The organism is Paenibacillus xylanilyticus (assembly GCF_047246825.1).
Taxonomy (GTDB): domain Bacteria; phylum Bacillota; class Bacilli; order Paenibacillales; family Paenibacillaceae; genus Paenibacillus; species Paenibacillus xylanilyticus_B.
The window spans coordinates 220986-233337 of the sequence record NZ_JBFOLB010000003.1; the positions used below are offsets into that span (position 1 = coordinate 220986).

A 12352-nucleotide genomic window follows, 5' to 3' on the forward strand; every position below is an offset into this window, starting at 1 on the left:
CTAATCTTCTTGCGGGAGAGAGACATCTTTGATTGGGGTACCTATTTATTTTTACTGCACCTTAAGGTCTCTTTCAGCCTCTCTTCATCCTGGTTGCCTACGATAACGTTATGGGTCCAGCATCCACACTACCATACTGAGAAAGAAGGATGATCGCTGATGAAGAGAAGCAGAACTTCAAGGACAATGATGATGACCAGCACGATGGCTTTGACGATCGCACTTGGCGGAGGATTGTTTGCCAATAACTTCGCTCATGCCGATCCGGCTGCAGGTACTTCTGCTCAGAACAAGAACGCCAGCAACTCCGGAACGAATTCACATACATCGAAATCCGCAGACGGCAAAAAGGGACATGGACTTGGCCGATATTCGGACGAACTGGCCTCTGCCCTCGGCGTAACAGCAGACGAACTGAAGGAAGCCCGTAAATCAGGGAGCACCATTGCCGAGATGGCTGCCAGCAAAAATGTGGACGTGCAGACCGTTATCGACAAACTTGTCGCTGCCGGGAAGAGCGAGCTGCAGCAGCAGCTAACTGATGGCAAAATTACGCAAACTCAGTACGATAAGCGCACAACCGGCCTGAACGAGCGTGTGACTGACTTGGTGAACGGTGTACTGTCAGAAGGACGGAATGGTTACCGGGCCAAACGTGGCGATGACTCCGGAGCCCAGTCCGACTCGGGCAGCTCCAACCAATCAACCAGCACAAGCAGCACGGATCCTTCCTAATTGGAAGTACCAGCTTGAGTGTATGCTTCCAATCAAAAACCCTCTGTCTTCACCTTTTGGTGTAGCAGAGGGTTTTACATCTATTCAGATTACATTCCGGATCCCATTCAGATGAAGTAGCTATTGCTCCTAGAGAGCCCGTACCATACCGCCATCTACCACTAGAGAAGTGCCGGTAATATACGTATTGGCACCGGACAAAAGGAATACCACCGCTTTGGCGAATTCCTCGGGCTGGCCGTACCGTCCAAGCGGAATTTCCTTACGGAACTGCTCCGCTACCTCTTCCTCACTGATTCCATTCTGCTCTGCCCGCGCAGAGTCGAGTTCACGGATCCGATCTGTCCCGATTCGACCTGGTGCGACCGTATTGATTAAAATGCCATAAGGCGCAAGCTCCTGTGACAACGTCTTCGCCAGACCAAAGACTCCGGTGCGGAACGTATTGGACAGAATCAGCCCCGGGATGGGTTGCTTCACCGAAGTTGAAGCAATATTCACGATATGTCCGCCATTTGCCTTCATATAAGGAAGCACACCCCGAATCATCCGTACATAACTCATGACATTTAACTCAAATGCCCGCTCCCAATCCTCATCCGTAAGGGATTCAAATGTACCCGAAGGGGGACCACCCGAGTTGTTCACAAGAATATCAATCTGCCCGAACAGCTCTCCTGTCCGATCTATTAGCGCGCTAATGTCTTCCTTGCGTGTAACATCCGTTACATAGTACTCAATTTGCCCTCCACCATTCAATTCCAGCAGCTCTTGCTTTACGGCTGCAAGCTTCTCCTCGTTTCGACTGGCAAGCATCACGTCTGCGCCTTCAGCGGCCAGCTGTGCTGCCACCGCCTTGCCCAGTCCCTGACTGGATGCAAGCACCAGCGCTTTTTTACCCCGAAGTCCCATGTCCATCGTTGTTCCTCCTTCGTCCTTGGACTATCGTTCAGTCCGGATAAAATAACTCATGAGAATATCGTCTACATATTTCCCCGCGATATAAAATTCCGATACCAGTCGGCCCTCTGTCTCAAACCCGCACTGTGTATAAAACGCAATCGCTCCCGGATTGCTCGACAGAACGCGGAGCCGCAGCTTATGAATCCCTTGTTCACGAGCGTGTTCTTTCATTGCATGCATTAAGGACGTTGCCACGCCACTGCGCCGATCATTGGGATGAACAGCGATATTGATCTCATAGACATGACGATTGACAGGCATCCTCGTAGCTGGATAGAAGCCCACATAACCGCAGACCCGCTCTCCCTCTACGGCCACCAGTTGGCTCCCTGGTGGACAATGCTGTAGAAACTGCTGTCTGGACTTCCAGTGAAACGGCGCGGGTGAGGTATGTATATCCCACACTAGAGCATCCATCTCCATCAGCTGGGGTGCATCCTTCATCTCGGATGGTCGAATCTTATACGTTTGACGGGTAAGCATCACATTTCAACCTTTCGTGCAGTTATCACTTTATCTTAGCGCATGATTGGCTTGCAGCTTGTACGAACCTATGCGCATGTTTTTCTTTTGACTACATTGTAGCACAGCCCTGAGCCCGAACTAAAATCGGGAATCCCTCTTAACCTTTACGTAACGTCATCGTTTATACTGATGATAATGACGAAGGAGGTGTGGTTCTTGAATATTAAAGAGGCGGCAGGCAGGCTCGGCATATCCCCCAGGGCTATTCGCTTTTATGAGGAAAAAGGGTTGATTCTCCCTTCCAAACAGGCCGGTAATGGATACCGATGCTACACGGAAAATGACATTTGGCGGCTGCAAACCATCGCCGCACTGCGTGAGATTGGCATGTCCCTTCAGGATATTACCCATGCGCTCGGAGAGATTGACCAAGGCAATCAGCAGCGGCTGGAAGAGTATCTGGAGCTGCAGCAAGCCGTCATGTATGCCCAATGGATTGAACTGAAACGCATGCTGGATACGACTCAGCGCATGATTGATCTCAACCGTCAGGATGGGCCGCTGGACGTAAGCCATTTGCATGAGCTCGCAGACAGTTCCCGCCGCCTGCGGGAAGCACGCCAGAACTGGCATGACCGTTGGAATTATGATACCCAGGCAGCGGTTCATGATGAGCAGGTGCAGGCTGCAGACGGCATGACCGCTGGGCATGACCCAGAGGAAGCCGATAGCATGCCTTATAACGAATCCACGAACGCCGGAGAAGGCCCGGCAACCAAGGAGGTGCCGTCTTCCTTTTACCTGTATCACAACTATGACGAAGCACTGGAACAGACAGCACATTGGATATCCTCCGTTCCTGGTGAGCAAGGACTGGATATTGGAACAGGCACTGGCAATCTGGCGGGCAAGTTATTGGAACGTGGTGCCACCATGACCGGGATTGACCAATCGAGAGAGATGCTGCGCACATGCCGCACCAAATATCCCGGGATGCATGTGAAGCTGGGGAACTTCCTCGCACTGCCTTTTGCCGATCAAACCTTTGATTTTCTCGTATCCAGCTTCGCCTTCCATCATCTGAGTCCAGACCAGCAGCAGCTGGCGCTGCAGGAAATGCAGAGAGTGTTAACCGCACGAGGACGAATCTGTCTAACGGATCTCATGTTTGTGGACGCAGCACACCGGGAAGAGTATATAAGACAAGCTAAGACGGCAGGAGACACCCTGCAGCTGCGTGCCGTAAGAGAACGCCACTTCCCCCTGTTGGACGAGCTGTGCGGCTGGCTGGAGGACCATGGTTACGTTACGAAGCATATCCGTTACAATTCACTTCTGCATACGCTGCTCGCGGTACCACTGCGCTGATAACCAATGATCAACATCACTTTTGGTGTAGTCAACAGCAATAAGATTATGAAAAAAAGGCCATCCTGCCTGTTAAGGAGGATAGCCTTTCATTACACTCAAACTTCAAAAAGCTCATACGAAGTTGAATTACATATAAATATCAACGATGGTACGTTCCGAAGTACGCAGCTGTCTGAACTCATCCAGGGAAATGCAGACTCCGCCTTGGCGATAACGGTTCGCTATAGTTTCCGTGCGAATATCCTTACCGTTCACGGTTACACGGTTAACTGATCCTTCGTTCAAGTGATAGATAAACGTTACTGGTTCGCCCGCATATTCAAACTCGAATTGCATGCCGTCCAGCTCTGCTGGCAGGACAGGGTCAATGACTAGATCCCCACCCTCCTGACGAATGCCGAGTGCATTCGAAATCAGTTGGTTCATGTAGATTCCAGGACCGCTGGAGTAGATTCTCCATCCACCCTTCACCTGTACCGTTCCTTTACGCAGCTGGTCAAAATGCTCCTGCGCCTCATAACGCGTGTTGAACTTGCCGTCAGAACTGCTGAAATACGCATTGGCCTGGCGGATCTCCGCGTTAGGCACAACCTCCCCGATTCCGACCGGGTTGATCATCGCCAGCCCATTCCATACCTGATCCGTCTTGCCGAGCTTCGCCATCGCCTCCACATAACGAATGTGGGCGTGTACGTACTGCAAACCAATCTCGCGTCCGAAGTTGGACGCTTGCTCTGCCCGCTTGAAGTGACTGCTCACACCGCCGGCGTATTGAGCCGGACGGTTCATCAGGCGCACCCCATCCGGGCACAGGAACTGCTCGCGAATCAGTGCATAATGTGATTCTGCCTGTTCTGCCGTGAGCAATTCACCGATCATACTGCGTGTCATAGGCAGCAGGCGGTATTGGATGCCTGTCTCCGTATCGGTCGGATGCAGCATTAGCTTCGCCTGATCTGCGTCTTCCATGTACACAAAGCCCGGAATGACATCGGTCCCCAGCATGCACCGGTTAAAGTCTTCACGGATGCCAACAGCCAGAGCTTCAAGCTCCTCGGTAAAGGATGCATCCTTGTATTTCAAAGCCTGCGAAAGCACGTTGACGGATTGATACGTCAGAGCGACTGTCCAGCTGCTCACCATAAACTGCTTGAGCTGTGCATTGGCTGGTTGAAGGGTATCGTCCCAGTCCCCATCGCCATAGGAAGACAGGAATGTATCGTGCAGGAAGTGTGAACGAATGTATTCGATCTCTTTCTTCGCATGATCCAGTACGGTTGCTGTCTCTTCCGTGAATCCGAAGCTGTGTTTAACAGTGTACGGCACTTTCTCATCCAGAATCGCGTAGTCGCGAGTCGCTGTCAGATAGTCTGCCAGCACTTTCAGCGGCCAGACGATAATGTCGCCATGACTCTCTTCCTGCTGGATGGCAAAATATTTGTCAAACATGAACCATTGCGGCCAGTTGCCGTCATCCTCGTATTGATGCGTATAGACCATTTTGATGATGTCGCGTACCTGCTCGTATTTTTGCGTGGCCATGAAGTATTCAACCGGACCCTGACATACATCACGTGTACCCCATGCTGCGCCGCCATATTGCTCCAAACCGTGAGGCACGGAGTAGTGAACCAGCATGTTGTGTGTATACCACCAAGCCAGGGCATTCACTTTGAACAAATCTTCAGCACTTTGACCTTCCCCACGAGACAGACGGAACCCGTTCATCACACCCGCGAAGAATTCGCGATAAGCCTGTACTTCCTCTTCAAAGGTAAGAGTCGATCCGGCCTCATTCGCTTGACCTTCCAGTACACCCTGAACCGTAAGCGTCCACTCCGCACTCTCTTCCAGACTAAGCGTAACCAGAGAAGCCGATCCACTGCGGATACCACTTGCCAGCAGCGTTTCGTCACCTGCTTTCACCGAAGCACCTTCGACAGACATGCGATATTGCAAATCAGGATATGTTCCGGCACTGATCGCTTGCGGATCTGCCTTGAAGATTAGTGTCTGACCATCTTGCGTCATATGCAGCGGATATTCGTATTCGTTCACATTCATGGTGATCTGGTTGGTGATCAGATAACGATAGGCTTTGCCGCTTGTCGAACGCACATTCATGCGCACTTCTGTTGTATGTGCCCCTGTGTAGTTCGTCACGATGAGTGTATCGGATTCGGTTTTGTACATCCAACGTACATAGTTGAAGCCAATTTCGAACAGGGATGGCATGGTCAGCAGACGATACTTGCCTTCCATCTCCACGTAGATGCGTTGTCCGGCAGTCTTCGGCACGTTCAGCGCATTGCGGGCGTTACTGATCATTTTATTAAAATTGGTGTTGCCAATAACCAGCTGTGAGTTGAAAATACCATACATATAGGACGTTGTCGTAATGACCTTTGCTCCAAGCTTCACGTTGCCACCGCTCATCAAAATATGACCATGTGGACGCTCAACCAGCAGTTCCTTCGCTTTCAGAACGATATGTTCGTAACTGCCTGTGAAGAAGGACAGGAGCGAATCTTCATTGCGCTCTTCCTGATGACGATCAGGGAACAGATCATTGATTTCTTCTTCCGTCATATCCAGTGCCACAAGTGGTTCACCCAGGCTGGAAGACAGCTTCACTTGTTCAAGTGTTTCACCGTTCTGAATTTCGAGTGCCTGGACAGCGGCCCATGCCGCAGCCACTTCCTCTGCATATTCCAGTGCGGAGATGCCTTCTGGATGATCGGGCTTCGCCAGTCCGTAGAAGACAACCTCAGCCTCCCCATCCAAATTCAATAGCTCAGACTGTAATGCCGTATAGGCAAATTCATATTGATACGTCTCATTGGCCAGTGTTTTGCGGCTCAGGCCTTCCGGTTCGTTGGTTTCCTTGTAAGACAGGCCGAAGAATTGGAAGCCGTCTGTGGAGTAGCCGACTGCTTTGGTCAAAGAACCTTGCTGCATATAAGGGAACGCGCCGCCCTGAGGCTGGTTCTGACGGGAACAAACGACATAACCCTTGGCTCCCTCTTCAAATACAGTATGGTCAATATACTGCGACAGATAGGCCTCATTGCTGCGTACCGCACCTGGGTCAGCCAGTCCCACATCCTGTCCGTATACGATATCAACACCGATATGCTGCCCTTTTAGTTTCACATCCCAGAACCAGACGCCTTGGGACGTTGCAGTGAATACAACCTGGTAGCCAATGCTTTCTTCCTTGCCTTCCAATGCAACGCTGCCTTCCCAAATCAGCTGATTGCCTGGTTGAGTCTTGCTTGTCATCACCTTACTGTTCGAACGTGCACCGAGCAATGGAAAAGAGCTGATTTTCTCGCCCTCGTGTACGCGCAGGTACAGATTGTTCAGAGATCCATCGATCTGGTTGCTCAGCAGCTGGTTCAGCATGGTTGTACCGGATGTTGCCTGATACAGGTCCCCGCTGTTCAAAAAGGTAAAGGTCAATTCCCCGGCAGTCAGCCGGATCGGTTCATTAATCATCGTTGTCATATCATTCACTCCTTCATGTAGTATAAATCGAAACGTTTCGAATCTTTCGAAAAAGAATAGGGCTCCTCTGCAAATCGGCCTCTACAGGCCAATCCGGTTCCGAACCCCTTGGTTTCATTCCCACTGGCTTGTTACACTTTAACGGGCAGCCATTCCAGGACACGTTGGATCTTCATATCCCAATAACTCCACTCGTGACCTCCTGGCTCTTCCTCATACGTTACTTGTACATCAAGTTCTTTCATCATATGGCGGAATGTCTGGTTGGCTTCATACAGAAAATCCTCTGTTCCGCAGCATTGATACAGCTGTGGAAACGCCGTCCCCGCTGCTGCCAGCCTGCGGCTTACAGCCAGCAGATCATCATCGCTGCCCTCGATCCGCTCAGGGCTGCCGAAGATACTCTGCATTTCCGCAGGAGTGAAGTTTCCCTGTCCACGCACCCGGGCCGCCAGATCGAGCCCACCTGACAGACTGGCTGCCGCAGCATATCGTTCCGGGAAACGCAGACCCAGCTTGAATGCACCATACCCGCCCATGGAAACGCCCGCTACAAAGGTATCTTCACGGCGGTCAGAAATTGGAAAGAGGGACTTCACAAATGCAGGCAGTTCCTCACTTATATATGTAAAATAAGACCCGCCTTGCTGCATATCCATATAGTAGCTTCTTCCAGCCGCGGGCATCACAACCGCAATTCCTCTGGCCTCGGCATAGCGTTCGATACAAGAATGCCGTGTCCATTCGGAGTGATCCGCACCGCGTCCGTGCAGCAGATACAGTACAGGCAGTTTTCCATCCCGGCTTGCACGGAGCGGTGAATGTTCCGGCAATATGAGAGTGATGTCTGTCGACACGCTAAGACTTTCCGCGAACAACTGGCATTGTATCAAAGCCATTTCTTCATCTCCTGTCCAACCAGATTTACAATAGGTCCATTGAATGTCTGACCTGAGATATAGCAATCCATATGCCACGACAGCAATCAATCACTCTCATGCAGCCGATAACTCTTACGCGGGCTGTGTGCCCGATTCCGCCTGGACGGAGCGCACAGACTGGCGCTCTACCATATCAATCGTTAACGTATAGGATGGATTCACCGCTTCACCGTTCAACATCTGGAACAGCAGATGTCCTGCAAGTGATCCGGCTTCGTGTTTCGGCTGGCGCACCGTGGTGAGCGGAGGATGAACAAACTCGGACAGTTGAATGTCATCAAACCCAATGACCGAAATGTCATTCGGTACGGATATGCCGCTCTCTTCCAGTGCTTTTAATCCCCCGATGGCCATCTCATCATTCCCGTAAAATACGGCCGTTGGAAGCTCGCCCTGCATAATCATCATTTTGGTTGCGCTGTACCCGCCCTCACGTACGAAATTGCCGCTCAGACGCCATTTGGATTTCTCTTCAAGTCCCGCTTCCTTCATGGCTCTCAGATATCCTTGGTAACGCAGGCCATTATCATATGAGTTGGATGGGCCGCTAATATAGGCGATCATCCGATGCCCCTCATCAATGAGGTGACGCGTAGCCAGATATCCACCTTGTTCACCGTCAACCAACACGTTAACCAGATGGTCACCCGACAGATGACGATCCATCACAATAATGGGGAAACGCTGTCCAGCAGATTCCACCAAAATATCATCATGAATGTTGTGTGCCAGTATAATCGCTCCATCCACCCTTTTTTCCCGCAAAAAACGAACCGCAGTCGAATCACGTCCACCCATCGAACTGCACGCGATCAGATCATATCCGTTCGCAAGCGCCACATCCTGAACGCTGCGAATCAACTCCGAGTAATACGGACCCGAAAGATCAGTCAGAATCAACGCAATTGTATTCGTCCGGCTCCGTTTCAGGTCCATGGCAAAGCCGTTTTTGCGGTAATTCAGTTCCCGTGCTGCCTCCAGCACTTTTGCCTTGGTCTTGGCGCTGACTTTGCTGTCCCCGTTCAGAGCATAGGAAGCGGTCGAGAGCGCCACACCTGCCAGCTTTGCCACATCCTTAATCGTTGCCATTCCACGTTCGCCCCTTCTAACTTGACCAATTTCATATGTTATCTACATTTTATACTTTAAATGGTTGCGACAACCACCCAATTCTATACTTTTCCATGGGATAATCGTTGCTTACCTCTTTAATCGAAACGTTTCGAAGGTATTTCAAAAAAAATGCTACGATCCAGCTTCTTGCCCCGCGGCTCATTCATATAAGCTTTATTTAGGGAGCAATCAGCGTCGAGACACGCCTCTTCATGTGAAGCTCTGCAGACAACTCCATACTGAAATGGTATGGACATTGCTTCTCAGCAAGACATTGAAACGTTTCGACATTTTCATTATAGTCGGAGTTGATAGCGATTTCAACCTCTTTATTCATTTTCACCGAAATAAGTGGACCGAATGATTCCATGCAACCACATTCAGCAATTATAGTTTATACTGCATATGAATTAAAACCAAATAAGGAGACACTATGTTATGAGCTATTTGGAGCAAAACGTTTATCAACACCCCTTGCCCAGTAACGCCTCTGTGCACGAGATTCGATCCTTTCCACCGGCTATGTACGGGCTGCGGCATCTGATGCAGTTCCATGACCAAGAGGCCTTCTCCCGTACAGACGAAGAGTGGCACAGACTGCATGTTATTTATGTCGTCACTTCAGGTCAGACCCGACTAGTCAGCATGGATAGAAAATGGACAGTAAACACGGGCTCCGCGGTGATCCGGCAGGCCGGAACCATTCTTCAGCATGAACGCACACGCGGCTCCCTCTCACCAGTACAGGGCATTGCCATAGCATTCGAAGAAGCCGATAATAAACCACTGCTCTGGCCATTCAGCTCTCCTGTTTCCATTACAAGCCGTGGGATCGCTGAGATTGCATCAGAACTGGTATTGACCTGTTCCAAAAACGAGGAGTTCGGTCCGTTCAAGTCTCACATGCTGTTCTATCAGCTGCTTGATGTAATACGTGATCATTCTCTCCGTTCAACTCGTGATGAGCATTCATGGCTGTCCCTTGTCATCAGACACATCCATGAGATGGTTGAACATCCATTGACCCGGGACCAGTTAGCGAGAGATGCCAATGTGAGCCCCGAACACTTTTCGCGCGAATTCAAGAAACATACCGGTCTTACCTTTGTGGAATATGTCACGCGGCTAAGAATCAGGCTGGCACAGGAGCATCTGCTGCTCGCCAATCCCACTTTGCAGGAGCTTGCACAGCTGACAGGATACCGGGATATTTTCTATCTAAGCCGTAAATTCAAGCAGATAGTCGGAACAGCACCGACACTCTACCGCAAAACGCCCAAGAAGATTGTATCCCTTACATACAACTGCACAGCCTCTCTGCTGGCACTGGGTTGTACCCCTCACATGGGTGCGGTGGCCTCCTGGATGGAAGATAAACTCGTCCGGAGTGGAGAGCATTCGTTCAAACAGCATTCCGAGTATGAACTAATCACTCGTTTTGATCTCATTGCCGAATCTGGTGCCGATGTCATCATCGGTTATGCGCCGCACTCCAGTACGGATGAGCTGCGCCAGATCGCGCCAACCATTCTCATGCCCTTCGAGGAAATGGACTGGCAGGAGCAATTCCTTCAAATTGGCCGGGTTACAGACATGGAGAACCATGCCAAGGCACTGCTGAGCCAATACGACCAACTGCAGCAAGAAGCCAATCATACGCTGGACCGACGGATCGGACTCCGCGGATCGGCTGTATGCATTTTTTGGACCGGTGAAGGTGGAGCGTATATCTATGGCCAAGGTTGGGGCAGAGCCTCGCATATTCTGTATCAATCTCTCGGATTCAGCCCGCCAGCACGTATGAAAAAGGACGGCCAACTGCTCATGGGATACGTCCATGTACCCATTTCAGACATTCACCTGTATGCTGCTGATCACATATTTATGGCTTACCCTGCAGATAAAAAGGAACGACAGACTCTAGAAGCCTTGCTCAGTCAGGAACCCTGGAGCAGTTTGAATGCTGTTCGCAATGGACATGTATATGAGATTGATGCGGACGTGTTTTACGGATTTGACCCACTCTCTGTCATGGAGCAGCTGCAGGATATCATACACAAACTCACATCACAATTGTCCATGGAACAGTGATCATAGTTGTCCATTTACAAATGTAAGATCTTCCTCTATGTTATTAATGAGAATAATAATCATTATTGATTATCACAGGGGGAACTTACCGATGTTTGTCGTTAAAAAACGTTTTTCGGGCTTGCTGCTTATGCTGGCCATCATCATGATCCTGTCTGCCTGCAGTAGTGGTGCAGGTTCCACCACTGCTGAACAGACCGGGGCAGGAACCGAAGTCTCAAACGGGTCGACAGAAACAACTACAGCATCATCGACCGACTCAGGCACTTCCGCCAATGCAACACGAATCTATAAATCCCTTAGTGGGGATGTTGAAATACCAGCTGAACCCCAACGCATTGTGACGGATATGTACGTAAGTGATCTGCTTGCTCTGGGCGTGAAGCCCGTGGGGGCAATTAAATACTACCTGGAGAATCCATTCTATGCTGATCAGGTCGCAGACGTCGAAAATATTGGGGATCGCGGCTCCGTTTCTCTTGAGAAGGTCGTTGAATTGAATCCGGATCTGATCATTACCTACTCCGCTGATGCTGAAGAGATTGAGAAGTATCAGAAAATTGCTCCTACCGTTGTCATTCCCTACGGCACATTCACCAATGTGCATGATGAAATTCGGGGATTCGGAGAACTGATGGACAAATCCGAAGAAGCCGAAGCCTGGCTGAAAACGTATGACGAGCACATTGAAGCTGCGCGTGCCAAGGTTAAGGCGGTTATTAAACCGGAGGAGACGTTCTCGATTCTCGAAGTATCCGACAAGAGCTACTATGGCTACGGAGATAATTTCGGCCGCGGTGGACAGGCCGTCTACCGTGCATTGGAACTTGCACCACTCGAGATCACCAAGAAAGAACTCATGGGTGATACGCAGTGGAAAGAAATTTCGCGTGAGGTCATCGGCGACTATGCAGGGGACCATATTTTCCTCACCGTGGATGGGAGTCATGCCAATTACCAGGGTGATTCCATCTGGCAGAACCTGCCGGCTGTGAAAAATAATCAGGTGTATGAATTGCAGGAGGACCGTTACTGGTACTTCGATCCGATCGCCATCCAGGGTCAGGCAGAGGAATTCGCTGACATGATCGTGGAACGTGCAGAGCAAAACCGCAAGTAAGTAGGATTTATCCAATACATTGAATACGACAGAATGCTGTGTCCGG

The 12352-nt window shown here is 50.3% G+C and carries 10 protein-coding genes; 4 read left to right on the plus strand and 6 right to left on the minus strand.

Going from position 1 to position 12352, the window contains the following annotated elements; all coding sequences use genetic code 11:
* Positions 1-192 precede the first annotated feature (192 nt).
* A complete protein-coding gene (locus AB3N00_RS20405) occupies positions 193-735 on the plus strand; it encodes a hypothetical protein (RefSeq protein ID WP_413036224.1) in 543 nt (180 codons plus the stop codon).
* Positions 736-864: 129 nt separating this feature from the next.
* Here the strand turns inward: AB3N00_RS20405 and AB3N00_RS20410 are convergent, their stop codons facing one another.
* Both AB3N00_RS20410 and AB3N00_RS20415 read right to left on the minus strand, forming a co-directional pair.
* The gene (locus AB3N00_RS20410) at positions 865-1653 is read right to left on the minus strand and encodes an SDR family oxidoreductase (protein ID WP_413036225.1); all 789 of its coding nucleotides are present in this window, start codon (positions 1651-1653) and stop codon (positions 865-867) included.
* A gap of 24 nt (positions 1654-1677) precedes the next feature.
* Positions 1678-2181, minus strand: coding sequence for an N-acetyltransferase family protein (locus AB3N00_RS20415; protein ID WP_413036226.1), 504 nt, complete (start codon positions 2179-2181; stop codon positions 1678-1680).
* A gap of 189 nt (positions 2182-2370) precedes the next feature.
* Between AB3N00_RS20415 and AB3N00_RS20420 the strand changes: the two genes are divergently transcribed.
* A complete protein-coding gene (locus tag AB3N00_RS20420) occupies positions 2371-3531 on the plus strand; it encodes a methyltransferase domain-containing protein (RefSeq protein ID WP_413036597.1) in 1161 nt (386 codons plus the stop codon).
* 129 nt (positions 3532-3660) lie between these two features.
* On the opposite strand, the gene AB3N00_RS20425 is transcribed toward AB3N00_RS20420, so the two are convergent.
* The 4 genes from AB3N00_RS20425 to AB3N00_RS20440 form a co-directional block, all read right to left on the minus strand.
* Entirely contained in the window at positions 3661-7041 is a 3381-nt protein-coding gene (locus AB3N00_RS20425) for a GH36-type glycosyl hydrolase domain-containing protein (RefSeq protein ID WP_413036227.1), read from the minus strand.
* A gap of 131 nt (positions 7042-7172) precedes the next feature.
* Complete coding sequence (locus tag AB3N00_RS20430; RefSeq protein ID WP_413036228.1) at positions 7173-7940, minus strand: alpha/beta hydrolase; 768 nt, start codon at positions 7938-7940, stop codon at positions 7173-7175.
* Positions 7941-8054: 114 nt separating this feature from the next.
* Complete coding sequence (locus tag AB3N00_RS20435; RefSeq protein WP_175396718.1) at positions 8055-9071, minus strand: LacI family DNA-binding transcriptional regulator; 1017 nt, start codon at positions 9069-9071, stop codon at positions 8055-8057.
* A gap of 202 nt (positions 9072-9273) precedes the next feature.
* Positions 9274-9438 carry a hypothetical protein gene (locus AB3N00_RS20440; RefSeq protein WP_413036229.1) on the minus strand — a complete coding sequence of 55 codons (165 nt, stop codon included), beginning with the start codon at positions 9436-9438 and terminating at the stop codon, positions 9274-9276.
* Positions 9439-9533: 95 nt separating this feature from the next.
* On the opposite strand from AB3N00_RS20440, the gene AB3N00_RS20445 reads away from it, so the two are divergent.
* A complete protein-coding gene (locus AB3N00_RS20445) occupies positions 9534-11186 on the plus strand; it encodes an ABC transporter substrate-binding protein (RefSeq protein ID WP_413036230.1) in 1653 nt (550 codons plus the stop codon).
* 91 nt (positions 11187-11277) lie between these two features.
* A complete protein-coding gene (locus AB3N00_RS20450) occupies positions 11278-12306 on the plus strand; it encodes an iron-hydroxamate ABC transporter substrate-binding protein (protein ID WP_413036231.1) in 1029 nt (342 codons plus the stop codon).
* Positions 12307-12352: the final 46 nt, after the last annotated feature.

Bases quoted from the DNA above. Each gene is read 5' to 3' on its own strand.
- AB3N00_RS20405 (WP_413036224.1), top strand. From the start codon at position 193: ATGACCAGCACGATGGCTTTGACGATCGCACTTGGCGGAGGATTGTTT.
- AB3N00_RS20410 (WP_413036225.1), bottom strand. From the start codon at position 1,653: ATGGACATGGGACTTCGGGGTAAAAAAGCGCTGGTGCTTGCATCCAGT.
- AB3N00_RS20415 (WP_413036226.1), bottom strand. From the start codon at position 2,181: ATGCTTACCCGTCAAACGTATAAGATTCGACCATCCGAGATGAAGGAT.
- AB3N00_RS20425 (WP_413036227.1), bottom strand. From the start codon at position 7,041: ATGACAACGATGATTAATGAACCGATCCGGCTGACTGCCGGGGAATTG.
- AB3N00_RS20430 (WP_413036228.1), bottom strand. From the start codon at position 7,940: ATGGCTTTGATACAATGCCAGTTGTTCGCGGAAAGTCTTAGCGTGTCG.
- AB3N00_RS20435 (WP_175396718.1), bottom strand. From the start codon at position 9,071: ATGGCAACGATTAAGGATGTGGCAAAGCTGGCAGGTGTGGCGCTCTCG.
- AB3N00_RS20445 (WP_413036230.1), top strand. From the start codon at position 9,534: ATGAGCTATTTGGAGCAAAACGTTTATCAACACCCCTTGCCCAGTAAC.
- AB3N00_RS20450 (WP_413036231.1), top strand. From the start codon at position 11,278: ATGTTTGTCGTTAAAAAACGTTTTTCGGGCTTGCTGCTTATGCTGGCC.